The organism is Okeania sp. SIO2F5 (assembly GCF_010692685.1).
GTDB classification, from domain to species: domain Bacteria; phylum Cyanobacteriota; class Cyanobacteriia; order Cyanobacteriales; family Microcoleaceae; genus Okeania; species Okeania hirsuta.
This window is the reverse complement of sequence record NZ_JAAHGU010000104.1, coordinates 1-26268: the sequence shown is the minus strand read 5'-3', so window position 1 is coordinate 26268 and position 26268 is coordinate 1. Positions and strand designations below refer to the sequence as shown.

The 26268-nt window shown below is 36.2% G+C and carries 19 protein-coding genes and 1 pseudogene; 6 read left to right on the top strand and 14 right to left on the bottom strand.

The features are described from left to right. Positions 1 to 373: 373 nt before the first annotated feature. Positions 374 to 544, bottom strand: a complete 171-nt coding sequence (locus F6K27_RS24180) for a hypothetical protein (RefSeq protein ID WP_287273352.1) — start codon at positions 542 to 544, stop codon at positions 374 to 376. Between the two features lie 249 nt (positions 545 to 793). Between F6K27_RS24180 and F6K27_RS24175 the strand changes: the two genes are divergently transcribed. Then, on the top strand, positions 794 to 1324 hold the full coding sequence (locus F6K27_RS24175) for a hypothetical protein (protein WP_287273350.1): 531 nt from the start codon (positions 794 to 796) through the stop codon (positions 1322 to 1324). A 918-nt stretch (positions 1325 to 2242) separates the two neighbouring features. Continuing rightward, positions 2243 to 3346 carry a DM13 domain-containing protein gene (locus F6K27_RS33975; protein WP_353736057.1) on the top strand — a complete coding sequence of 368 codons (1104 nt, stop codon included), beginning with the start codon at positions 2243 to 2245 and terminating at the stop codon, positions 3344 to 3346. Between the two features lie 891 nt (positions 3347 to 4237). Here the strand turns inward: F6K27_RS33975 and F6K27_RS24160 are convergent. The 4 genes and pseudogenes from F6K27_RS24160 to F6K27_RS24150 all read right to left on the bottom strand — a co-directional run bounded on the left by F6K27_RS24160 (position 4238) and on the right by F6K27_RS24150 (position 5539). After that, positions 4238 to 4378 (bottom strand): hypothetical protein, encoded by a 141-nt coding sequence (locus F6K27_RS24160; protein ID WP_287273348.1) that lies wholly within the window; start codon positions 4376 to 4378, stop codon positions 4238 to 4240. Beyond that, positions 4357 to 4818 carry a hypothetical protein gene (locus F6K27_RS24155; RefSeq protein ID WP_287273346.1) on the bottom strand — a complete coding sequence of 154 codons (462 nt, stop codon included), beginning with the start codon at positions 4816 to 4818 and terminating at the stop codon, positions 4357 to 4359. Before F6K27_RS24155 ends, F6K27_RS24160 begins: the two co-directional genes overlap by 22 nt. 113 nt (positions 4819 to 4931) lie before the next feature. Further along, positions 4932 to 5252 (bottom strand): annotated as a pseudogene (locus F6K27_RS33970) (putative toxin-antitoxin system toxin component, PIN family); the annotation flags it as partial. 92 nt (positions 5253 to 5344) lie between these two features. Then, the gene (locus F6K27_RS24150) at positions 5345 to 5539 is read right to left on the bottom strand and encodes a hypothetical protein (protein ID WP_287273344.1); all 195 of its coding nucleotides are present in this window, start codon (positions 5537 to 5539) and stop codon (positions 5345 to 5347) included. Positions 5540 to 5851: 312 nt separating this feature from the next. On the opposite strand from F6K27_RS24150, the gene F6K27_RS24145 reads away from it, so the two are divergent. Together F6K27_RS24145 and F6K27_RS24140 are read left to right on the top strand one after the other, a co-directional pair. After that, on the top strand, positions 5852 to 7198 hold the full coding sequence (locus F6K27_RS24145) for a hypothetical protein (protein WP_287273342.1): 1347 nt from the start codon (positions 5852 to 5854) through the stop codon (positions 7196 to 7198). A 168-nt stretch (positions 7199 to 7366) separates the two neighbouring features. Then, positions 7367 to 9376 carry an FAD-dependent oxidoreductase gene (locus tag F6K27_RS24140; RefSeq protein WP_287273340.1) on the top strand — a complete coding sequence of 670 codons (2010 nt, stop codon included), beginning with the start codon at positions 7367 to 7369 and terminating at the stop codon, positions 9374 to 9376. 449 nt (positions 9377 to 9825) lie between these two features. Here the strand turns inward: F6K27_RS24140 and F6K27_RS24135 are convergent, their stop codons facing one another. Both F6K27_RS24135 and F6K27_RS24130 read right to left on the bottom strand, forming a co-directional pair. Beyond that, positions 9826 to 11187: a phenylacetate--CoA ligase family protein gene (locus F6K27_RS24135; RefSeq protein ID WP_287273338.1), complete on the bottom strand. Its 1362-nt coding sequence runs from the start codon at positions 11185 to 11187 to the stop codon at positions 9826 to 9828. A gap of 61 nt (positions 11188 to 11248) precedes the next feature. Continuing rightward, the gene (locus tag F6K27_RS24130) at positions 11249 to 12004 is read right to left on the bottom strand and encodes a class I SAM-dependent methyltransferase (RefSeq protein ID WP_287273336.1); all 756 of its coding nucleotides are present in this window, start codon (positions 12002 to 12004) and stop codon (positions 11249 to 11251) included. 427 nt (positions 12005 to 12431) lie between these two features. Between F6K27_RS24130 and F6K27_RS24125 the strand changes: the two genes are divergently transcribed. Further along, complete coding sequence (locus tag F6K27_RS24125) at positions 12432 to 13223, top strand: hypothetical protein (protein WP_287273334.1); 792 nt, start codon at positions 12432 to 12434, stop codon at positions 13221 to 13223. Between the two features lie 922 nt (positions 13224 to 14145). Here F6K27_RS24125 and F6K27_RS24120 read toward each other — a convergent pair. Both F6K27_RS24120 and phnD read right to left on the bottom strand, forming a co-directional pair. After that, entirely contained in the window at positions 14146 to 16038 is a 1893-nt protein-coding gene (locus F6K27_RS24120) for an ATP-binding protein (protein ID WP_287273333.1), read from the bottom strand. A gap of 1123 nt (positions 16039 to 17161) precedes the next feature. Next, complete coding sequence (gene phnD, locus F6K27_RS24115; RefSeq protein WP_287273331.1) at positions 17162 to 18043, bottom strand: phosphate/phosphite/phosphonate ABC transporter substrate-binding protein; 882 nt, start codon at positions 18041 to 18043, stop codon at positions 17162 to 17164. 288 nt (positions 18044 to 18331) lie between these two features. Here phnD and F6K27_RS24110 point away from each other — a divergent pair, with 288 nt between their 5' ends. Then, complete coding sequence (locus F6K27_RS24110) at positions 18332 to 19354, top strand: hypothetical protein (RefSeq protein WP_287273329.1); 1023 nt, start codon at positions 18332 to 18334, stop codon at positions 19352 to 19354. Between the two features lie 358 nt (positions 19355 to 19712). Here the strand turns inward: F6K27_RS24110 and arsC are convergent, their stop codons facing one another. From arsC to F6K27_RS24085, 5 genes are all read right to left on the bottom strand, one after another. Further along, positions 19713 to 20108: an arsenate reductase, glutathione/glutaredoxin type gene (arsC, locus tag F6K27_RS24105; RefSeq protein ID WP_287273327.1), complete on the bottom strand. Its 396-nt coding sequence runs from the start codon at positions 20106 to 20108 to the stop codon at positions 19713 to 19715. Positions 20109 to 20582: 474 nt separating this feature from the next. Beyond that, the gene (locus F6K27_RS24100; protein WP_287273325.1) at positions 20583 to 20696 is read right to left on the bottom strand and encodes a hypothetical protein; all 114 of its coding nucleotides are present in this window, start codon (positions 20694 to 20696) and stop codon (positions 20583 to 20585) included. Positions 20697 to 20893: 197 nt separating this feature from the next. Then, positions 20894 to 21316 carry an ArsI/CadI family heavy metal resistance metalloenzyme gene (locus F6K27_RS24095; protein WP_124143497.1) on the bottom strand — a complete coding sequence of 141 codons (423 nt, stop codon included), beginning with the start codon at positions 21314 to 21316 and terminating at the stop codon, positions 20894 to 20896. 14 nt (positions 21317 to 21330) lie between these two features. Further along, positions 21331 to 22479: an ACR3 family arsenite efflux transporter gene (gene arsB / locus F6K27_RS24090; protein ID WP_287273323.1), complete on the bottom strand. Its 1149-nt coding sequence runs from the start codon at positions 22477 to 22479 to the stop codon at positions 21331 to 21333. 258 nt (positions 22480 to 22737) lie between these two features. Continuing rightward, a complete protein-coding gene (locus F6K27_RS24085) occupies positions 22738 to 25662 on the bottom strand; it encodes a CHAT domain-containing protein (RefSeq protein WP_287273321.1) in 2925 nt (974 codons plus the stop codon). Positions 25663 to 26268: the final 606 nt, after the last annotated feature.

Below are 26268 nucleotides of genomic sequence, written 5' to 3'. Positions count from 1 at the left end.
ATATTTGGCTCACGACAGAGGAACTGAGTTGCGATCGCAGATCAAAAATATCGGTCATGTAGCAGAACTTAATACTACATGTTAAGACATTAGTAGTATGTAAAGCGTGCCAGCGCTCATTGCTATACTATAAATTTTAATATTGGATACAAATAAATAAAAATTCTATAACTGGCTTTCTCCTAAAAACGAAACAGGAGAATCTCAGATTTTTTTTGTTATCAAGATATATAGTAGGGAACAGGGAACAAAGGCCACTTGCATCTGACCAATGCGGAATTGCAGCACTATTTCCTATAGAACCCCTGAGCGTATCTTTGGACGCGGTATGTGCTTTTGGCTTCCGTCCTCAGCCTGAGGAAGTTGTGGAAATTCAGGAACGAGAATGGGGAAAAAGTGGATGAGACCCCGCGTTGCCCAATAGCAAACCTGGTAGCTTCCCTTGCAGGTAGAAAAATACTCTCATCTCCCCATCTCCCCATCTCCCCAAATTCCCCTCCACCGGAGGGGTTAGGGGTGGGTCTCCATCTCCCCATCTCCCCATCTCCCCATCTCCCCATCTCCTTCTCTATTTTTAAATAGATCCGTTTAGGGGTTCTATAGTACCAATGAGCAAAAACTTTGCTATACTTAGTTTTCTATTTCCCCATCAGGCTAAAATATCAGCAGGATAAGTTTAGCATTACTTTTGTAAATTGCTACAATCACAGTGGGTTGAAAATTCTTCGATCAAAAAATTGATATAATAACCAAGATTAATTTTAAATATATCAAAAACTAATTAACAGGGATTGTGACTTCAGAAAACCTAACATTATTTGAAACTGAATATAAAGCTGGCAAATATGCCTTTGAGCGAGGTCAATACCGTAATTCAGTGCAACATTTAGAAACTGCTAAAGACAATATTGAGCTTAATTCAAGATTTGGGGGAGAGGTACAAATCTGGTTAGTGACAGCATATCAAGCGGCTGGCCAAATTCAAGAAGCAACTGCCCTTTGTAAACAACTAACTCGTCATCCTCGTTTAGAAACCCGCCAACAAGCAAAACGTATATTAGCCATTCTCGAAGCACCTGTACTGAGAACCAGGCAAGAGTGGATGACTAAAATTCCTGACTTGGGGGCAATATCTGAAAGTGATGCTAAAGATCGTCGAGGTAGCACTATGGTTTCCCAAGTGAAATCACGGCCACCGAAGCCAAAAACTCTGAAGTTAGAAGTTGTCGATCCTAGTCAAGTTAACACAAAAGATAATCAATTTGTTTGGGTGGCGTTAGTACTAATAATTCTGACTGTTAGTGGGTTAGTTTGGTTTAGTTGATTTTTATCAGGACTTACGCACGCATACGAATTATACACTATTTGTAGGGGTTAACGGCCGTTAACCCCTACTATATTTGGTTGTTATGCGTGATATTATGTCCGGTAGCATCGGCATTGTATAGCAAAGGTAGGCAACAGCTCATCTGGCAACAGGCAACAGACAGGAAGGCAATTGAGCAAGAAAAAAACTTAAATTTCCTGTAGATATCCACGCTAACTTTTACACAAACGATACCAACGGACATGATATGAGTGAGTCCTCAGAAGTATTTTCCCACCAACTTTTCAGAGAATGACTTTTTGGAGGTGAATATCGTCAGTTTATATCAAATCCGGTAGCATTGGTATAATTAGATTAGTTAATTAGGAGTCAGGAGGGAATAAAATGTAGAAAGATTTGCGATATGGCTGACAATGAAACATTTTTTTATACCGAACCCGGGCGTATTTGATTTCAAAGTCTACAGTTTTAATTATCTCCTGGTTGATGGCTTTCTCAAACTGAATAGCACTTTCATTACCCTCATTTTGCAATAGTGATCTAATGAATTACACCAACTATCTTTTTTAATAGATTAACCTACAGAACTCGATCTATTACAGTAAATTGAAAAGCTCTATTCAGAGAATTATTTGTTTCATTCTTGCTGAACTTAAAGCAATATTTTGCATTTTTATTTATCACATAATTTACTCTTTTTTTAGAAATGATCATCTCTAATTCTCAGTTCTGAGAATGCTTCAGTAACAATAGAGTTTTAATACCAGGATATAGAATTTAAGACCTTTCAACTATTCTCAATCTTGCCAAATTCCCCTAACACCTAATTTTTAGAAAATTTTCAGCAAAAAATAATTTAACCGACACTCAACCTGCTTAAATATAATATGTAAAGTTATATCTGAGAGGTAAATTATGAATGCAAAGGATATTGCGGGATTGATACATCCAGCATTGGCAGTTGTGGTGGTTTTCCCAATCATTGGTATAGTTCTCAACTTGGCTTGGCAGACTCGTCAACGAAGGCTACAAACTGCGGATAAAAGTAAAAGTAAAATTCCTCTTGTGGTAGGACTGGAACATAGAAAAATAGGTAATTTGTTGACGGGTTCCGTTGTGGGAATAACTTTAGTTGCTATTGCTTACTCAATATATTTTAAGGGTATTTTTAAAGATTTTAAAAGTGAAAATATGACCCTAGCAATATTAATAGTAACCATCTTTATGACTACGGTTGCTTCTCTAATATTTCTTTATCAAGCTAAAACTAAATTATGGCGAGGAGTATTTGCGACCTTAACCGGATCAGGTATTGTAATTTTAGGTTTTCAAGATGGTGTTTTCCGACGCGACTATGAGTGGGCAGTTTCTCATTTTTATTATGGTATAATAGCTTCAATATTGATGATTTTTTCTTTGGCTATTGTGCCGGAAATATATAAAGATAGGACTCACAAATGGCGCAAAATTCATACTGCTTTAAACTGTTTGGCGATTCTAGTATTTTTAGGGCAAGGAATAACAGGAAGTCGGGATTTGTTAGAAATTTCTCTAAGTTGGCAAGAAAAACATTTATATAAATGTGATTGGGAAAAACAAGTTTGTCCAGATGCACAATCACAAATTTTATCACCAGAAATAATTGTTGCTTCTATTTCTAATTATCCAACTTTAGCTCAGACAAATACTGTTTTAGCTTCTGGAGAATTTGTAACTATTACTCCGGGGGAAGATACCGAAGGTACAGCAGAAATTATTCAAGCAGGTAGTAAAACTCAAGTTCGGTTAGCGGAAAACTTTTCTGCCATTGAAGGTCCGGCAGTAAAATTGTTATTACATAAAGAAAATCGTCCGGAAAGTTATACCACAGAAAATTATGTGCGTTTGGGAGATTTAAAAAGTTTTACAGGAGAACAAGTTTATGACATTCCAGAAGGAATAAATTGGCAATATTATCCAAATGTTGTGGTCTGGTGTGAAAAATTTGATGTCACTTTTGGATCAGCAAAACTTAAGTGATATTAAATCTGGTTGAACAACCTCACTTCAATTTAGTAGTAGGGGCATTTTCCTGCGGAATGCTACGCAAATATGTCACGGAGGAAACGGCCGTTTGCTGGCGCACAACTATCATTAACAACCATAAAAGGATGCTAAACCCTTTAGGACTATAGAGCAAAACTACGAGCAATTATAACTGTTATACTGAATATGAGTTACTATTTACCGTTGCACTTATGCGACAACATGGAATTTTTTGGAAAGATTCCGAATTGCAGTTTTGCCAGATGTGATGGCTTTTTCTATTCCTAAATAAATTCTGTAAAAGCAACTATATATGAGAAAAAATATCCTTCTCTACATGGTTTGAATTCCGATTCTTACAGACAGCATTTTTCATATCAGTGAGATATAGCAATGTGCGCTGGCATATTTACAAATTACAAGAGGTGTCCAATAGCTAAAAGTCTTATATTATATCAAATCCGGTAGCACCGGTGTAATTAGATAGTTAATCTAGGAGGACCGAGTCAACCCACCCCTCGCCCCTCCCCCTCCGGTGGAGGGGAAGTCAGGAGTCAGGAGGGAAGAGAATGCGCGAAACATTTGCTCTTGGATGAAGATGAAAATTTTTTTTATACCGAACCCGAGCGGATTTGATATTATAGGTTTTTTATTGCCCCAGATGAGCTGTTGCCTGTTGCCTGTTGCCTGCGTACAGCGCCATATATCTGTGGCGGGTAAGATGCCCGCACTTTATCATTAATATAATATTTGTACCTCATATACCACCAAATCTGCTGTAATATATAAATCTTATTAATCATTGGGATAATGAGACTTAAATAAGTAATAATTGTTGGGGGTAATCCCCAACTAATGCTATTTTTTGGAATAGTGAAAGTTAATTTATGTGGCTGAAGTTTTGGTCTGGTCTTTAGGTTTAATATCTAGTCGTCCCCAAGGTTTCAAAAAGGAAATAATAAAGATAAAAATCAGACTCACAATTTGAATTGATGCACCAATAACTATGGCTTTAGCATCAAACATAAAAGAGGATTGCTCAATGCTTGTAATCTTTCCGTATCAGAAATAGCTGTCATTGCATTAGTCCATGGTCCTAACCAAAATGTTCCAGAAATAATTAATATACTGGTAAGAATCCACTTAGTAATTACCCAATAAAATTTAAAAAATCCCCAAATTGTTAACCAGCAAAGTAAAGCTCCAGTCAGTAAAGTAATATTAGCAGCAGGAACAACTACCCAGTCATCTAATAATTTTACAACTGAGTTAATTGCGTAAAGTTCATCACCGTTATTTCTATTAAAATTATTGATGACCATAATTAGCATAGAAAGGACGGTGCCAAACCAAATTGCTCCAGAAATAACATGAGCAGATATGAGCCAACTTTTTTGGTTTCCTGTTAGTCTAATTCCTGGTTTCTGACTTTTTTTCTCTTTAGGTAAGACAGACTGATTAGTCATATTTTAGTTCCTGATTAGATTTGTTTGTGAGAGCGATCGCTCCTAAAGTTTAACCTATAAATTACAATTTTAATTTATACTTTGTGAATTATATTGCTTCACAAAAGTCAAGTTCATAACCCATCTACTTTGGTGATACCAAACAAATCAATAAACTCAGCCACAGAGATAATTTTAGTCTCTATCAAAGATTGTGCTTCTGAATAATCAGCATCTCCTGTAATTAAATAGTCAGCTTGAGCAGAAAGCGCACAAGCAAGAAATTTAGCATCTTTTCTGTCTCTGGGAAAATTAACTACTATATCAATTTCAAAACTAACAGTTAAAGCTTCAACTAGAGTTAAAAACTGTTTCCGTTTTGCCTGACTTATTTTTAACTTTTGGCGTTGTAAAACCTCTTGATATTCTGCTAAAATTTCGGCAGAAGTAATCCACTCACATTTTGATGCGACCTATAGAACAACCTGTTCCGGATTTCTGTCTTTCAGAGCAGCATAAACTAAAATATTTGTATCAATAATGACTTTCATTTACCTTGTCTGTAAGCATCAATTTCTGCCTTGATTTCTTCCTCTGTAATCTTCTGAATTTCAGGGTCAGATTGTAATTCTTTAAATAGCTCTTGCAGTTCCTGAACTAAAACAGCTTTTGATTTTTGCTCTGTCAATACAGGATTTGGAGTATTTGACTGACTTTGAATAACAAAAACAAAGTTTAACAATTCCTATTGTTTTTCTGGTGAAAGATTTAGCAAAACTTGATTAATATCCTTGATAATGGGGTTAGTTGACGTCATGGTGCGACTTCTAAATCCTCTTTGATTTTCTAACAATAATATCAATTTTTATCATTTTATCAAAATCTATTTATTTTTCAGAGATGCCTATTAGTCATATTTGAGTCCCCAATTATTTACATTTATGATAGTATTAAAATTATAGTTTAACTAAAAATTTTTAGTCTGTTGTTTAAGTTGTTGAATAAGATAAATATATTATAATTGTAGGACGTAGTAGAGACTTAATTATTTATTGTGGCAACTTCGCAACCCAAGCCTAAATTATTAGAACAGGAATTTCCCAGTCAACCAATACCACTATATGATGATTCTGCTGAATTAACTGATGGAAAAAATACCATTAGAGGTCAAGCTTTGATTCAGATTTCTTGGTATCCATCTCCATATATTAGTGTTAAATTTGAATATTCTGTTGAATATTTTAGTAAAAATATAAAATTAAATTTAGATAATATAGAACTGAAACTAACTCAGATAAACTTAGTTCCTAGAATGAAAGTTATGCTACGATGCCCGTCTATTTATATAATTAATGGAACTGAGAAGAGAGTATTTTCTGGCGATTTAAAGGAGCCTTTTATACAAGGTAGAACAGATGATTTCTCATCAGTAACTTTTTATATAACTAATTTTGATTTTTTATTTGTCAAAATTTTTCAGTATAATGTTGAAGATAAAGAAAGACAAGTTATCTTCGAGTATGGTGATTGGCATATTGTTTTAGCACAATCAAAGTATCCTTTGGACTTTGAAAAAAAATTGGAAGCTGAAGGAGGATATGGCATTACTCATATCTGTCAAATTAAACGTTCAGATGGTAAAACTTTTGATTTAAAGGAAGGGTATGAAATTATTAATGCCTTTATTTATTACATTTCTTTTCTTAGAGGAATTTGGATAGCACCTCTTTGCGTTTTAGGCTTTGATGCACAAGAAAATAAAATCTTAGAAGAATGGCGTACTCCAACTCTTAAAGCTGATTCATGGCAGTCTCTTTATTATTCTTTCAGTCGGCATGCTACAGAAATTATTGATGCTTTCTCCGGATTTATGAAGAAGTGGCAAGATGAAACATGGAAAGAAGTAATTCAAAATTCTATTCAATGGTATATAGAAAGTTCTAAGCATACAAATGGATATAATACTTCTATTATTTTAGTTCATTCTGCTTTAGAAAAACTAGCCTGGACACATTTAAACAGTAACAACTATATTAGTCCTGATGGGTTTAAGAAATTAACCTTTGACGACAAACTTAGACTATTACTTAAAACTCTTAATATTTCTCTACTTCCAATTGATAAAAATTGGGAAATTACTAAACTAGCCAAGCAAAATAATTGGGTAACTAATGAACTCGATAGTGTGAATATAATTGGGCAGGTAAGAAATTTACTGATTCATCCTAAAATTTCCAAGAAAGAAAACAACATAAAATTAACAGAAATTATGATGCAAGAAGTTTTTGTTGTTGCTCATAACTATTTGTTAAAATGCTTACTTCAACTTTTTGATTATCCTTATGGAATAGATACATATAAAAACAAGCTAGACAAAACAAAACTTTTCTCAAACAACTGACTAAGAATAATATTGAACAAGGGCGAATGCCATTCGCCCCTACAGATGGGGTTTTCAAGGTGAATTTGTGTAATTCCTGGTATACTTAATTTTCACTTTATTCTCCATCAAATCTATTCAAATTAATTTATAATTTTAACTTTTAACCCTTAATTTTTCACCTAAATTATGCTCAAAAAAACCAAACCAATAATTAGTCTAATTCTCAGCTTATTTTCCCTAACTCCAACTATTGCCCCCGCGTTAGCAGCGCCACCCCGCACCCCAGACCAAGAAGAAACCTGCGAAATACTCATCATCGGTGGCGGTTTGTCAGGAGCAGCAACTGCCTACGAATCATTATTAGCAGGACGCACCGTTTGTGTCACCGAAATTACCGACTGGGTAGGTGGTCAAATTTCCTCCCAAGGTACATCCGCTCTCGACGAACGCGGTACTCAACGCAGTCTCCTATTTTATCCCCGTGGTTACTTAGAATTACGGGAACGCATTGAGGAAAAATACGGTAGATTAAATCCCGGTCGTTGTTGGGTCAGCGTCTCCTGTTTTATGCCCTACGATGGTCACGGTATTCTATTTCAGATGTTGCAAGATGCTGCCAAAAAAGGTGGAGGAACATTCAAATGGTTTCCCAATACTGTTGTGAAAGAGTTAGACATTTCCAATAATCAAATCAATAGAGCGATCGCTATCCAACATCAACCAGCAGCAGGCACCCCACCCATCAACACCGAACCCCTGTCTCAAGTTATCGAAGATGCTTACCGTTACCAAAACTCAGCGCGTTTCGACAAAACCATAATTCAATTTATACCCCAACCTTCCCCAGAAAAAACAGGTGGTGCAGACTGGTATGTTGTCGAAGCAACTGAAACCGGAGAAATTATTGCCCTAGCAGACGTTCCCTATCGTCTCGGTATTGATCCACAAACCTATCTTGACCCCTCATCCCCCGTTGACACTAGAGACTCCTACTGCACCCAAGGTTTTACCTACACCTTCGCCATGGAAGCAACTGAAACACCTCAAACCCATGTGGAACCACCCTTTTATTCTCAGTATGCTCCCTACTATAGTTATGAATTATCAAGATTAGCTAGTTTTCCTCTAGTTTTCACCTATCGTCAAATTTGGTCAGTGAAACCAGACGCACCGCAACCAGGAGATTACAAAAAACGAACAATTTTTCCCGGCGATATTTCTATGCAAAACTGGACTTGGGGTAATGACTATCGCCCTGGAAACCGCGATGACAACTTAATTTACAGTCGAAACCAACTGCAAGCTACAGGTCAACTACGACCGGGTGGTTGGATGGGTGGTTTGCGTGCGGAAACCCTCCGTCGAGGTGAGGAAAATGCTCTCGGTTATTTCCATTGGTTGGTTGAGGGAACTACTGACTCTCAATTGGGAGCAGGGGTAAAAGAAAAACATCCCAATAATCGTTTTTTGAGTGGGTTTGATGCACCGATGGGAACAGCTCACGGGTTGTCAAAATATCCTTATATGCGAGAGGGAAGACGTATTATTGGTCGTCCAGGGAAGACTTATCCAGAAGGTTTTGCGGTAGCAGAGGTTGATATTGCTAAAAAGAATTTTCGGGATAATTTTTATCTGCAAAATTTAGCACCGGATACATTACATTATTTGTGGGGAGCTGTTTCTGCTTTTGTACCTCCAGATGCACAAATTAACTCAATGGCAGAAATGCCTCAACGCGCTCGGGCGACTGTTTTTCCTGATAGTGTGGGTATTGGTCATTATGCAATTGATTTTCATCCCTGCATGACAAAAAGTCCGGCAGAAGCACCTGGTAATTCTGAACGAGCAGGTATTAGGAGGGGTCAAGGTTCTGCTTATCCTTTTCAAATTCCTTTACGGGCAATGATCCCTCAGCAAATTGATAATTTGTTGGTAGCGGGGAAGACTATTGCTACAAGTTATATTGCTGCTGCTGCTTATCGGGTTCATTCTTTTGAATGGTCTGCTGGTGCTGCTGCTGGTACAACAATTGATTTTGCTTTAGAAAGGGGTATTTTTCCTTATGAATTGATTGATGATATGCCTTCTAAGGAATGGGAATTGGAGGTTTTACAAGGTCGCTTACAAGAAAATGGTAATCCCACAGCTTTTCCTGAAACTTCTATTTTTAATAATACTTGGGATGAATGGAAATAGTATTGTTGCTTAGTTGAGATGAATGGCGTTGGTGAAGCGCGTGTATGATATTAATTTTAATTACTTAGGAGTCAACCCACTCCTAACCCTCCCAGGAGGGGAAGTCAGTCAGACCGAGTCAGGAGGGAATAAAGAATCAGAAACAGGATGTAGAAGGAGAAAGTTTTTTGGTCGCGTAAAGGTTACGGAGTTCTATCGAACTCTTATCAGGACATGATATCATACCTCTTTTCACCAACGCCAGATGAATAAAGTGCAGGTAGTTTTTCTTTGGCAATTTTAGGACTTACCCATGATATTAAGTCCGGTTAAACAGTTATAGAATGGTTACAGCACTTTTTAGGAAGCGTGAAGTACAGCTTATTAATTCTCTGTTGCCTGTTGCCTGTTGCCTGTTGCCTGATGTCTAATCATCCTGTATGCAACAAAGCCTCGATCATCACCTAAAATCAAACCACTACTTCTGAAATAAAATCTTCATATTTACCGTTAGCAGCTCTAAGAATTTCATCAACATACAAAAGCTTGACTTGGAATTGATTTTTTAAATCTGCGCAAATGTGTTGATGGAGAATTGCTTCCTCATTCTCAGTTATTGCTCTGGAAAGCACCATCCGAACTTCAATAACTTCCACACTTCTCTGTATAACCTGAATCTGGAGAATAGGACCTAATTTAGCCCAATTACTGAGTATATATGAAGGCCAAATAAGATCCCCCGATGGCAAAACCAGTAGATTACGGCTTCGTCCTAATATTCGTCGCAACACTGGTAGTTTTCGGCCACAGGAACAATATTCACCCATTTCTGCATAATCTCCAATTTCGTAACGAATAAAGGGCATGGCATAGTTATGAAGATCCGTTAGTACTACCCGCCCAATTTGACCAGGAGCACAAGGTTGGTCATTTTCGTCTAAAATTTCTACGATCACGCTTTCAGACTGAATATGATAGTGTTCGTGTTTGGGACACTGCAGAGCAATCAGACCAATTTCCTGACAGCTATAGATATCAACAATGGAAATGTTCCAGACAGCTTGACAAACCTGACGTATTTCCGGGGTAACAACTTCTCCAAATGTGCTGAGAGCTTGAAGATTTGGTATCTTTATTCCTTTCTTCTTGGCTTGTTTTGCTAAAGCTAGGAGATTAGAAGGGTAAGTTAGTATATGCTCGGGATTTTCCTTTTCTAACCAAGCTAACTGTTCTGCAATTGTTTTACCACTATCCAATTCTACGAGTGCACCACTGGGAAAAGCATCAGCCCAAATTTTCTTACCCTCTTGTTTTTGCTTAGACTGTCGTAATTTAGAGCGAGGCACTCGAATAGCTGCTACTTTTGCCGAAAAGTTACGCTGATGCCATAGATGACTGCGAAGATTTAATGCTCGGTAAAAAATTCCTTTTATTTTGGTTGTTTGAAAAGTAATTGGTCGCCCTGTAGAGCCAGAAGTTTGACTTTCTGAAGTAGGCAAATGTTCTTTGGGTAAGGCAGTGCTAATCATCTCCTTGCTTTGCTGTTGAATATCCTGACGAGTCAGAATCGGAATCTGCTGTAGGTCACTATAGTTGAGGAAACGATCGCGTACTTCGAGTAAAACACCCAGTCGTTGACGATAGAAGGGAACAGTGTGATCAGCATGGGCAAGGAGTGCTGTGAGTTGGAACATCTGCCACTTTTGGATTTCTTCAGGAGACCACCATTGAGTTTGTTCTAACTGATATTGCAAGGCCAAAAGCAAGGAATTGTTAGGGTTTGGTAAGGCTGGCCAAATAACTCCTTTGATCGCAGAAATAGGAATTGGCATATTTAATTAAAGAATTGTTGGTTTTGTTTTATTAGTTTTTATTAATCTAGCAGGGAGAGCATTAAATTCCTGATTTGAGAGCTTGGAAAAATTCTAATTCCCAACACAGATAATAGTGATTCTCTTCAATGCGATAGCCCAGATATTGTTCAATTCCCTCTAAAATTTTGGAGTTGTCAGTTTTGTCAATACCAAACAGTAACTTACAGAAGTTCACCATATCTTCTAAGCTATCAAACTGCCAATCAAAGGAAATTGCTTGATGAACAAGCACTTGAAAACCTACTGTTTCTAACTGATTGGCAGTATTTTTGTCCCAAAATGCACCCTGATGCCCCATAGAGTTGTATCGATCAACAAAGATATTTAAAAAGTCAGCTACTTTCGAGCCTTTCCTGACATCTGCCAGACAGCAAATTCCTCCTTGAGCAAGTAAACGGTAAGCTTCTTGATAAAAACCAAACTTATCATCTACATGATGTAAAGCAGCTAAACTAATCACCCGATCAATACTTTCTGAAAGCAAAGGAATGTGACTAATATTTTCACAAACTAGAGCAATGTTGTGGTCTTTCTTTTGAGAACATTCAATAAATTTTTCTGAAGTTTCTATTGAAATTAACTTGGCACATCGAGGTATAAAATTACTCAGATAGCAACCCCCTGAAGGCACATCACAAATTACGTTGTCATCTTTAATTTTAGCTAGCTTTAACACTTGATTAAATTCTTCAGCTCTAGCCAAAGGATAGGTCATCATGGCTTGATGATACGAAAGTCCTCTTTGATTGAAAATATCTTTATAACTATCAAACATCGTTAGCAAACTCCAAGAATTATGCTCTAGTATTTACTAATATTAAATCCTGATCATATCCCACTTATTTTAGTGATTTTTTATAATAAAAGCATTCTTAAGTACAACCTATGCATTACTAATTATTATGCTATATAGATAAGTGGGTTTTATTATCCGTAAAATAGTGATGAAAATTTAATAAGTTAAAAATAAGATTTAAAACTTCATTCTGGCCTCATTTTTATATCTTTATTTATCCTCAACTACTTACTTACAGTATTCAATTTATCTAATTTTAAACCATATTAATCCTGAATGTATGAAGTTTTCATGAAGCTTATATAGATTTAATGAAGATTTGATGAAGAAGGAAAAATAGCCTTGCTGTTAAGAAAAAATCAAGTTATTGTAATTAGTACAAACTTAAAAACATTGGAGAAAAATTATGAGTAACAAATTTCAACAGATTGCTAAAGCTGCTGGCGGTATGACTGCATTAGCATTAGGCTTAGGATTATTAGGACAAGTTCCGGCTCAAGCATCTTTGATTGGAGATCAGGTAAACTTGGAAATTGAGCTTAATGGTGAAGCTCCAGATTTTGTTTTGATACCAGGGGGTTCACAAGCAACTGTCGAACCTTTTTCTGGTAACCTTCTTGAAGGTATCGTTTCTGGTAACTTTCTTGAAGGTATCGTTTCTGGTAACTTTCCTGAAGGTATCGAGTTCCCTTTTTTCGGCGTTGCTGAAGGAGATTTTGGTGAAGGTGGTTTGTTTGCTATAGGTGGCATTAATGTCGAAGATTCTTCATTTCAAGGTGGCTTCGGTTTTGCTTGGAATCTTGAATTTGAAGAAGAAATACAGCCATTTACTTGGGAAGTGACTTTAAATGATTTGAATTGGGTTGACTATCCGACAGGAAGAATTGTTGGTGTTGATCTATTTGGAGTAGGTTTCGCCCAAGGAGGTTTTTTAGATTTTGCAGAAGGTTTCGGAGAAGGTTTCGCTACATTTGAGGATTTTGTTTCCGTTTCTCACACAGATGATTCTGTTACCTTAGCGTTTTCTATCGATCCAACTTTTGCAGAAGGTTTCGCTGAAGGATTTGGTGGGGCATTGTTCGAGGTTGACCTCATTGTGGAACATGATGCTCCTGTAGCAACTCCCGAACCTACAGCATTAGGAGCATTGTTAGCTTTAGGTGCTTTGGGTGTTAGCAAAAAGATGAAGAAAAAATAGGCTGCCAAACTATTTTGTTAAGTTCATAATTTAATTAAATAACGCTTCAAGTTAGATGATTTGACACAACGATAATTATACCAGTTTTAATCATATTCATTAGACATCTGGTAAAAATCAAAAATTAAATCAATTATCACACTAGATATATCAATTATTTCCCCTCCTGGGAGGGGGAGGGGCGAGGGGTGGGTTCCCTACTGCCTACAGCAAAGCTGCCTACTCCCTCTTTTGGAGGAGATGTCTATTGAGTATACCAGTGGAAGGAAAGGGCGCGAACATATCAACAGCTTAAAACTCAGACAACGAAAATTTTTCCTTCTTGCTAATGAATAATGAATATAGATCATACTTCTTCGACAACTGTTGCTCCAATGTCTGTTTTCAGATTGGAGGTTTTAAATGCAGAAACTAAACTAGGAAAAGATGTATGACAAACAGATGAATTGTAGTTGTGCCCAGATCTAGGGTTTCTAATTGCAACTGAGAATGTATGGTTACAAGTTCTATTGATCGTCACTTGCTTAAATTTAGAATTTTTGCAATTAGTTTGTAACATTTTACCTGCCTTAGAATAAATAACTTTTGTTGACTGTAAGTAAATTTGAGTATTCTCTAATTAATATAGAACCTAGATAAACATTCACAATTGAACGCAAAATTTTATACAAATGTCATTGCTAAATTAATGAATATTTACTAATTATATCAAATCCGTTTAATTGTATATAGATCAAATGGGAGACCGATATGGAATAGTAAACGTTTAAGAGTTTAGCATCCTCTACTGACTACTAAATTGAAGTGAGGTTGTTCAACCAGATTTAATTCTATATATAAACTTAACATATTTTAGTTAAATTTTCAATAAATTCAGGTTAAATTTCAGTAAAAAGATATATTTCTGATGATAAATAAGTATTTATATTGATTCTGTCTCCAGAATTGCTGTCTCCTGACTCCTTGTTTGATCGGACATTTTAGTCGGCAAAGTAATAGTAAATTCTGTTCCTTGCTCAGAATTAGAAATCACTTCAATTTGACCACAATGCTGTTGAATAATCTGATAACAATTGGTTAATCCTAGACCCGTACCTTGACCAACAGGTTTTGTCGTAAAAAATGGGTCAAATAATTTTTCTATAATTTTTGCTGGTATTATTAGACCGTTATTCCAAAAACTAATTTTAACTCGATCGCTCTCTATTTTTTCAGTCTGAATTTTTAAAGTAGGAACAAAATCTAGTTGATGATCTTGAAATTTAGATTCTGATTCATTGATTGCATCAATAGCATTAAAAATAATATCTAAAAATACTTGATTTATTTGAGCAGCATAACATTCAACTAAAGATAAATTTCCATAGTTTTTAATTACTTTTATGTGCTGAATTTGATGATTTAAAATAACAAGAGTATCTTCAATCCCTTCTTCGAGATTAACAAATTTAATTTCTGACTCATCAAGACGAGAAAAATTTCTTAAAGATTGAACAATTTGCTTAATTCTTTCTGCCCCATTTTTCATTGAAGATAAAACTTTTACAAAATCTTCAGCTAAAAAATCTAGGTCAATTTCCTCAATATACTCTTGAATTTCTGGTTTTGGTTGAGGATAATGCTGCTGATATAAATCTATTAACTGTAATAAATCACGAACATATTGTTTCGCATAATCAGTATTACCATAAATGAAGCTAACTGGGTTATTAATTTCATGGGCAACTCCACCTACCATTTTTCCTAAACTAGACATTTTTTCTGTTTGAACAAGTTGAGATTGAGCTTGTTTAAGTTGTTGAAGTGCTTTAGTAAGTTCAATAGTACGTTCTTCCACACGATTTTCTAGAGTTTTGTGAGACATTTCTAGCTGATGAGTGTACTCTCCTACCCATAAAATAAGTTGATTTAAAGAAGTAGCTAATAATCCAACTTCATCTTTTGTATTTACAGTAGCTTGTAATTGAAAATTAGATTCCTTTGTTACTTGTTGAGCAACTTCAGCGAGTTGTTTGATAGGATTAGCAATTAAACGACTTATATAAATCGCTAAAAACGTCGCTATTCCTAGAGAAGTTAAAACACTAATAATAATAATTTTTTTTTGTAGCTGAGTTACCGTTTTTAAGGCAGCATGAGCCTCATAATCTTGAGCTTCTGCTACTTTCACAATAGCAATTAGTTCTTGTGAAAGGCGATCGAATTTTCGGTATATTTGAGTAGCTTTATTTTTACTCAATGAAGTAATAATCATCTGCTGTGCTTGTAGAATTTCCTCTTGCTTTAAGTTAGGAATATCTATTTGTTTCCAAAGATTATTGATATAATTAAAATATGAATTTGTTGCCGCTTTATATGATTTTAATAGTTGCCTATATTCCTTTGTGTCTATAGCTAGATCCTGAGGATGGTTATCTATAAAAATAGTAAGTTCTTCTAAATTTTCCCTAACTTTATTAACATATCCTAGAAATTTTGCTTTTTCAAAATCGAACCAAATTTTTTTAGCTAATGCCGGAACTAAATTTTGTGGATGAGACCGCATCCCTAAAACAGCTTTTTCCATATCATTGAGAAGATGGCTATGCTTATCTGCAACATATAGTTTTTGTAGCACTCGTCTTTCATATTCTTCTGAAATAACTAACCCTAAAGTAATTCCAATTACAGCAACACTTATTGCCATAGCATAGCTATAACCAAATTTTTGAGCAATACTCAAACCATTGAATAAATTAGCTATCCTAATTAATTTATTTTTTATCTTCAACTTAATCAAAAATTTGAACATACTATTTTGATTTTTTTGTGCCATAGAAGAAGGAACTTCTATATATTGGAAATTTTTAGTTTTTTTCAGATTGCATAAATATGATTTTAGCCATTATTCTGCACAGTCAATAAATCATTAAAAAATGAGAAATATTACAGCGTATTATCTGCCAAAGTAGTACATGATTTTTTTGATATTTGGCTATTTATTCCAATTAAAAAAAAGTCAATAATAAGAGAGTGTTTATAAAGTAAAGATTAAGACAGCTAGAGTGCTTGATTTTCGGGCGTTGGTGAAAAGAGGTATGATATCATGTCCAGATAAGAGCGCGATAGAACTCTGTGACCTTTACACCACCAAAAAACTTTTTCCTTCTACTCGGGGTTTCTGATTCTTTCTGCCCTCCTGAGGATGTCCTCCTAACTTCCGCTCCTGGGAGGGGGAGGGGCGAGGGGTGGGTTGACTCCTAAAGAATTAAGATGAATATCATACACGCGCTTTACCAACGCAGATTTTCGGTATATTCGGTGAGTTACAGCGAACAGTTAAGAGTTTAGTTCCTCAGCATAAATATTGCCACCTTTCTCCTAGGTCATGCTGCGCAAACATTTGTGCGCTAGCAAAACGCAAACATTTGTGCGCGAGCAAAACTCACCCTACACCTAAACACTTAAAATAATATTTTAAGAGGTGCTGTTACTGGAATTAATCAACCATAAATACTTTGTATATCTATTTGTTTATGCCTTTTCCCTGCTTAAATATTGAGTTATTTTTAATAGAGTTGTCGCTAAATAAAGGGAAAAAATCACTCTAACCTAGACAGAGCAATAATTCCAAGCATTTTTGCCATCCAATAGCTACAATCCTTACAAAACAAGGTTTTTGGGATTTTTTTAACTTATAAAGCGACAACTCTAATAGACATCTCCTATTATAAAAAATAAAATCAATTATCACACTAGATATATCAATTCTTTCCCCTCCTGGGAGGGGGAGGGGCGAGGGGTGGGTTCCCTACTGCCTACAGCAAAGCTGCCTACTGCCTCTTTTCTGGAGATGTCTAATTCAACATAGCTATTAATTTTCTGTTGATTGCAATCTCTTGAGTGTTGTATAAAAATCCCTAATAAAAAAATTAGCTTATTGAATCGACAATTGTAGATTAGGGTGCTATTAAATCACCTTCTCCCATCACTTGATAAACATCACGAATAATATCATAATTAGCGTCATTAGCAGCTACTAAACTAGAACCATGATACTTTTTTGTAGATTCTCCCTCTACTAAAGCTGCAATTAATTTCTCTTGACTATTAAGAATACGAGCTTGATACTCTTGAATCAGTTGAAAATCTAGGTTGCTGCTAGCAATAATTACATCACTAGGAAGCAAAGTAGTTTTAGCAATTATAGGAAAGTCCTTTTCTGATAAACCCTCTGTTTGCAGTAGATACTGATAGTCTATAGCAGATCCTCCCCAGGCATCAACTTTTCCTTGTTTAAAATCTGTCAGACTGCCCTCATCCCCCAACATCAGGATTTTGAGATCGGAATTAGGATTTAATCCTGCGTCCATCAGTAGTTTTGTTGGTCCGAGATGACCGCTTGTAGAACCAATATCTGACAATGCTAAAATTTTACCTTGCAGTTGGGCAGCAGATTTAATTGGACTACCAGCAGGAACAGCAATTACAGCACGATAATTAGGGCGAGTCACTCCAATTACAGGTATAGCATTTGTCCGAGCATTAATTACAACATATTCTGAAGGCCCAGCAAGTAACAAATCTACTTGATTCAACTGTAAAGCGGCGGCGGCCATGGCAAAACTCTCAACTGGAAAAAACTCAATTTTTGTTGCCAATACTTCTTCTAAAGCAGCACGAAACGGTTCATAATCACGCCGCAGTTTCTCTTCATTAATAACATCTGTTACTGCAAATCGTAGTTTTTTTGGTATTTGTGAGTTATTAGTATTATTCGTTGTAGCAGTACAACTTGTAATAAATAGTACGATATAGCCTATAAAATTACGTCGTTTCATATCTTTGTTACCAAGAATAATTAGAGTAATTATTGACCAAAAAGTAAGGTCTCAAGCCTCCCCTTTTAAAGGGATAAAAAAATCAACTTCAGTAGGAGGTACTGATAACTGATAACTGATAACTGATAACTAAAATGAACCTACTTAAAAATATTAACATTTTTATCAAAGAGTGTGTTTTTTTACTTAAACTATACTTAATCTAATGCCAAACTTTTGTTAAAAATTACTTAATTTTATGGGGATATGATGACTTAGAAGAATTATTAAATTTAATTAGAAAGCTATATGGAGCCAATTCAACTGCAAATTCTTCATGCTGCCGATCAAGAAGCAGGTATTCCAGCGATCGAAGATGCTGTTAATTTTTCCGCAGTTATGAATGCTCTCGAAGATGATTTTGATAATACCTTAAAATTATCTTCTGGAGACATTTTTATTGCCGGACCTTTTTTCAATGCTAGTGACGAAATTTATGGCGAACCAGGCATTGGTGATATTTTAATTAACAATGCTCTGGGGTTTCAAGCAGTTGCTGTTGGTAATCATGAATTAGACCTGGGAACAGAAACCTTTGGTAATCTTATTGCAAGTAACTCTGACATCACTGGACCGGGCATTGATGACGATGGCTATCAAGGTACTCAGTTTCCCTACCTCAGCACCAATATTGATTTTGCTCCCGATCCAAATCTTGCTGGTTTTGTTGTGCCAGATGGTGGAGCACCCCAACCTAATACAATTTCTGGGAGCGTTGTCATTGAAGTAGGTGGGGAAGAAATAGGTATAGTCGGTGCAACCACTCCTGCCTTACCTACCATTACTTCCACTAGCGATATAGTTGTTTCTCCCTCAGACAGCGATGATATTGAAGCTTTAGCTGGAATCATTCAAGAAACAGTAGATGAATTAACTGCCACAGGTATTAATAAAATAATTCTGCTCACCCACATGCAGCAGATTAGTATTGAAATTGACCGCTTTATCTTTAATACAACTCAAGTTTATGACCAAGATGATTTTGGAGAAGATAGGATTACTGATTTTGATATAGAGCGAGATATCATTGTCATCAACAGGACAACTTTCACTGCTATTGATAGTGAGGATAGTTTTGATGATGTATTTGCCACTGTTACCAGTGATAGTGATGCTGCGACAGAGGATGCTGTCATTGTTTACAATACAAATAATGGTAATTTATTCTATAACCAAAATGGTAACGATGCTGGTTTAGGTAGTGGAGGTGTATTTGTCACCTTAGACAATGCACCTGTAGTTGATGCTGACAATTTCTCATTTGTTGGATAGTTAGTACAGATATTAGGGGTAGGAGACAGGAGACAGGAGAAATGGGTCGGGAGCGAGGAGGTAGGAGTAAGAATTGTCCCAAGATTGTTCTGCCCAACTATGAGCCTAAAATACGCTCCATGCATGAGCATGAAGGGCTGAAAACCAGATACTTTTTTCGACCCCAAAAAGGCACTTGTCTTTATATGTCAATGCTTTTAGATTTAATCAGCTAGCCCTAATTAGTGATAAAAAAAACTTTCTCCTTTTCCTCCTATTTTTTCTTGCTTCTTCCTTCTTTCTTCCCTCCTGACTCCTGACTCCTGAGGACTCCCTAATTATTTATAACTGTTCATCCGGACATGATATAAGTCCTGATTTAACTACTCAATTTATCAATTAAGTTTCCTACTCTTTCCTGAATATCATCTCTAACCTGCGGAAAAATTTCTGGTTTTTCTGCCAAGTCCTCTAGTTGCCAATCTTCAAATACTTCTCGTGTCAAGCATTCTGGCGGTAAATTGACACCACACCCACATAATGAAATCACCACATCAAAGTCTTGTGGTTGAAAATTACTAAATGCTTTAGAAGTTTGATCGCTGATATCAATACAAATGTCAGACATTGCCTGAATAGCATGGGGGTTAACCTGACTAGCTTCCAAACCAGAACTGGTAACGGAAATTTTATCCTTGCCAAGTCTTTTGGCAAATGCTTCTGCCATCTGGGAACGGGCATAATTTTTCTTGCAGACAAACATTACTCGTTTCATCAAAATAACTCCTGATTTTTTCCTGTAAGATATTTAAACTAAATTTGGTTTACTGATATTAGAGTTGTCGCTAAATAGATGGAAAAAATCGCTCAAATCAAGACACAGTAGTAATTCCATAACTTTTGCACTGGAAATTGCTAAAATCCTTACATGATAAGGGTTTAGCAGTTTTTTATAGTTATAAAGCGACAAGTCTATTGTATGAAAAGTTTTGATGATGACATCTGTCTTCTTTACTGCAAAATGTGGCATTGGTGATTTGAGGTATGATATCATCTCCGGGTAAGAGCGCGATAGAACTCAGTTCCACTTACACCTTGCATTTTGCGTTACATGTCGCGAAGCTCAAGCGAAAACGAAAGCTAAAGCGAAAGCGTTAACGTTTGCACAAGCATTCTGACAGGAAAGTTATGGGCCAGCTAAACAAAAAACTTTCTGCTTAATAGTTAGTGGATGAACGGAACTCTTTTCTCACCCTGCACTCACAAATATAAATTTTTCATCTGGAGCTAAAGAGCGAGCAAATGCTTCTGCCATTTGGGAACCAACAGAATTTTTCTTGCACACAAACATTACCTGTTTCATCTTCTTGTTTAAGCAGAATTTGATTTTACCGACAACAAAGAAGTAGATTTTATATCATGTCCGGATAATTAGTTATAAAAAAACTTTCTCCTTTTCCTCCTCTTTTTTCTTGCTTCTTCCTTCTTTCTTCCCTCCTGACTCCTGACTCCTGACTCCTCCGTAGTTATTTATTGATCACTGTTTAACCGGACATGATATTACTGAGTTTGGCCAGAAGTCGCAACTATATTTTTCTCTGGTGCCGTATCTGCCACTTTGACTACAAAAACCTCCCAGCGGTTACCATCAGGGTCTGTTACCCAAACTTTATCTTGAAGTGCATAACAGCAGTCTGTTTGATGTTCCTCAAATAATGATAGTCCGGCCACTTTAAATCTTTCAATGGCTGTTGCCACTTCCTCAGAAGTGCTAACTTGTATTCCTAAGTGGGATAAATTCCCACCTGGTTCTACATTTTCTTCTAAATTAAGGGTAAGATTTAGAGGCGGGTTAGCAATATCAAATTTTGCGTAATCTGACTTATACTTAACTGGTGCTACTCCAAATAAAGCTTGGTAAAATTCTACAGACTTTTCTAAGTTGGTTGCGATTAGAGCAATGTGAGTTTTAAGAGTGGACATAATTTTTTCCCTATCTAACAATTTAAACAACGAGGATCTAATAAAGTTGCCTTTTCTGGTTGGCGAGGAAACCAAAAAGCTGTACGTTTACAAAATTCTACCAACATCAACATGACTGGTACTTCTATTAAGACTCCCACTACTGTTGCTAAAGCTGCCCCAGAATTTAAGCCAAACAAAGTAACTGCAGTGGCGATCGCTACTTCAAAATGATTACTAGCTCCAATTAAAGCAGCAGGAGCGGCATCTTCATAATGTAATTTCATTTTTAAAGCTGCTACATAAGTAATCAAAAAAATAAAATTAGTCTGGAGAAATAGTGGTACTGCTATCAACAAAATATGAACAGGATTTTCTACAATTAATTCTCCCTTAAAAGCAAACAATAAAACTAAAGTTATCAACAAAGCAGCAGTAGAAACCGGACTTAAATACCTGATAAACTTACGTTCAAACCATGCTTTTCCTTTATTTTTGAAAATCCAGTAACGACTATACATTCCTGCTGCTAGAGGTAAACCCACATAAATTAGCACCGATAAAACAATAGTTTCCCAAGGCACAGTTAAATTATTAGCTGACAGTAACCACCGTCCTAGTGGAGCATACAAAAACAACATTGTCAAGGAATTAATCGCTACCATTACTAATGTATGTCCCTGGTTGCTGTAGGAAAGATAACCCCACATTAATACCATTGCCGTACAGGGAGCGATACCAAGTAATATTGTTCCAGCGATGTAGGAGTCTGCCAATGCTACTTCTGTACCGCGCAATATTTCTGTAACTGTTAATAGTGGGCGAAATAGCCAACCGAGGAAAATTTGTGCAAACGCTACCATGGTAAAAGGTTTAATTACCCAGTTAACGACTAATGTTAAGATTACAGGTTTGGGAGCGCGAGCTGCATTTCTAGTTTGGGTAAAGTCTATTTTTACCATGATGGGATACATCATAAAAAATAGACAAATGGCGATGGGGATAGATACTTGATAAATACTCATGCCATCTAATGCACTGGCAACACCGGGAAATATTTTCCCTAGGGCAATACCTATGACAATGCACAAAGCTACCCAAACAGTGAGATATTTTTCAAAGAAGCTAAGTTGACCACCTGCTTGTACGGCAGATTTATTGACTTGCGGTAAATTTGGACTCATAAGATTAATATCAGGATTTTTACAGTTTGTTTATCCTGTCATTAAAAAAGGTTAATATTCTTAGATAATGTAAATATAACAAAAAAAATTGATATGTCAAGCAATGAATTATATTAAATCCGGTAGCAGGGCGTGCTATATCATGTCCGGTTAGTGATAAATAAATGACAGAGGAGTCAGGATAAATCAGACATTTGACCGAGACTTAGAAGTCTTATGGTGAGGCTATAACATTTATGTTGTACTCCTTCTGCTATATTACCAGGGACTACCAACCATGGTAAACCCTGCCCAATAATAAGGATGCGAAAAATTTGGATTTTTCTGATGTGCCAACTCAGGAGGTAAAGGCAGTTCCCCACGACTACCAGACCCCTTCAAAATTCCATCTTCGATCGCAACTTTACCTTTCAACATTGCCAACTGGGTCTGTCGCAACACTTCTGCCTTAATATTGAGATTACCTAAATGAGAATAAAATTCTGTCATTAACCCTAATGTTCCCTCATCGCTAACCAACCATAAACTTGCCAATACTGACTTAACTCCCGTTGCCACTGCAAAACCAGCAAAACCTAATTCTGCTTCTTTATTCCCTACTGCGGTTTGACAAGCGGACAATACTGACAATACTAATAATTCCACTGGTGGCTGACTCCAACCTAACTTTCTGACTTGATTTAATCGCAATTTTTCACCCCACAACTGAATATATGAATTACTCACATTTCCACTATTAAATTGAGCATGAGTAGCCAAATGAATAATCGGATCAGGATAATTTTGACGTTGATTAATTAAGTTTTTTAGAGTAAATTCTTCATTGAGAAACATATTACCCTGCCATAAATTTTGAGAAATAGTTTCTAACTCCACAGGTACAGCATATAAGGGATTTTGGTCTGTAAATTCACTCGCTCCCATAGCCAATAAAGTAGTATTATGAACAGAATTATAACGACCATCCATTAAACTGACACTGGGAATAGTACTAATGCTGTATTTTTCTATTAAAAATTGTTTTCCATCATGTAAAGCTGCTAAAGGTAATAAACGAAATCCTACATCCAGACTAAATAAAATTGTATCAATATTTGCTGCTTCTAATTCGGCAGTAATGGGGGCTATTAATAATTGATATAATTGTTGAGATGCTGGTAAATAACTTGTGGTTTGGCGTTGTTGAGGATCGGTGATTTCTAGCATTAATTCTATGGTGGCTAGTTTTAATTTATCGCGATTTGCTGTAGAAATTGTTTTGAGAATTGGTTGACCTTCTTTGGTAAATAAGATTATCTGTAATTGGTCTGAGTAAGCATTGATATAAACAACAGCAGATTCTTTTCCTGTTTGATTTGCTATATCTGTTAAAATATCTCGGACATTTTGTGTGAAAAGTAATTTTTCGTCAAAATCTTCTCCGAAGTAATCTGAATATTCGTTGATGCGCTGTTGTTCTAACATTGTTACTATTTTGTCTGAACCTGTGGTTACTGTCAGGGTATTGGTATTAATATTATCGATGATATTTAATATTTTTTGAGTGTCGGTGGTGTTGTTGATAGATTCTTCAGTTTGCTCTTTAGCAGTGGCAGTATTTGTTGTTTTGTCGTTGTTACTAGGGGTGGTAGTTGAAATTAAATTGGAAGTAGAAGGGGTTTCTAAAGTGTTTGTATCTAAAGAATTTGTGGGAGTATTTAAAATATTGGAATTATTCGTATTGTCTCCATAAATAAGAGGATTATTAATCGGGGCATTGTTATTAGGAGGTTCAGAAGTTTCTGCTATATTTTGATTAGTTCCATTATTCTGAATATTGATAGATTCATTCCCAACATTTTGAGTTGTATTACCAATATTTTGATTAGTTCCATTATTCTGAATATTGATAGATTCATTCCCAGCATTTTGAGTTACATTCCCCAGATTTTGATTACCTTCTGCAATTTGAATATTAGTGGCATCGTTACCAGCATTTTGAGTTACATTCCCCAGATTTTGATTACCTTCTGCAATTTGAATATTATTAGCATCATTACCAGCATTTTGAGTTACATTCCCCAGATTTTGATTACCTTCTGCAATTTGAATATTATTAGCATCATTACCAGCATTTTGATTAATATCTCCAGTATTAATATCTCCCTCTGCGGTTTGAATATTATTAGCATCATTACCAGCATTTTGATTAATATCTCCAGTATTAATATCTCCCTCTGCGATTTGAATATTGTTAGTATCATTCTCTGCATTTTGATTAATATCTCCTATATTCTGGTCTCCTTCAGAATCAATATTAATATTTGCATCTCCATCTCCTGCATTCTGATCAATATCTCCAGTATTAACATCCTCCGTTGCTCTGAGTATTAAATTTCCTATTGTCCCATCAGAGCTAATTTCAATATCATAAGTTGTAATAGAGCCATCTGTAGCTTCCACATTTATTGCACCTGCACTCGTTGTACCGATAGAAGTTAAGTCTCCTGTACCTACTTCCTCTCCGTTAATAACTATACTGCCACTACTTCCTGCTGGTGCTTGTGTGGTAACGTTACCTGTATTTACTGTAGCTGTGCTACTCTGAATGATTAAGTCTCCACTTTCTGTTGCTCCAAAGGATGAGACATTTGCTAAATTAACGCTTTCAGGAGCAGTAAGTGTGACGTTTCCGCCTATTCCTTGTTCTGAAAAAGAGTCTATATTTCCACCTGTGGAATTAATATTACCTATTTCACTTTCTACTGTAATTTCACCTCCTTGTTCCCTTCCTTCTGAGCGAATGCCACTAATAGTTATATTTCCAGGAGATGTAAGAGTGACATTTCCCGCTATTCCTTCTGTGGAAAAAGTATTTAATTCTCCTTGAGCATCTATACTATTTTCACTGCGACTGTCTATAGTAATATCCCCTCCTCCTTCTGCTCCCTGAGATCGAATATTTTCTAGATGAATCTGTTCCTCTGCCATAATAGTCACATTTCCAGCAGTACCTCTTTCTGAAAAAGTTTCTATAGCTGTTGTGGCATTTATTTCTCCAGTTTGACTGGCGATCGTAATATCTCCTCCTGTAGTTGGTTTTTCTGGGTTAAGAGCGCTAGCTGTTAGTAGACCGATAGTAATATTTTCTCTAGCGTTGAGAGTAATATTGCCGGAACCATCTGGAGAACGAGAATTGATCACTCCAGCGGTGGTATCTATTGCGCCATTGTTACTGGTGATGGTGATATTTCCTGCTACTCCCCTGGTTGCTTCTCCTTGAGGTACGGGTATGAGAGTAAAGTTGTCGTTTACTGGTTGTTGTTGTCTGACAAAACCTGATGCTAGCTCTATTTGACCTGTTTCTATTGCGCTATCCGCAATAATATCAATTTTGCCTGTGTCGCCAATATCTGCTCCGGAATATATTCTCGCTGTTGCTGTATTAATATTGTTGCTTGCTTCGAGAATAATATCTCCTCCTTGACCTTGGTTGTTAATGTCGCTGTTATCTGGAGGTTCTGACGCTGAGATAATATTGCTGTTTTGACTGATATTAATGTTGCCTCCAGCTTTGAGGAATATTTGGCCTCCGTCTGCATCGGCAAAGGAGTAAATATCGCTGCTGGTGATGTTTCCTTGGGGTGCTTCTATAGAACCCTGATGGTATCTTTTTTTTCAATAATCAGGCGATCGCCAATCTCTTAAGCAGCAGTCTCACAAAACAAAGATTGACCTTGGCTGTGGCATTTTCTAAGGTTCTTTTCCTGCGGAATGCTGCGCAAACAAAATTTTTGGCCAAGCTTTTGC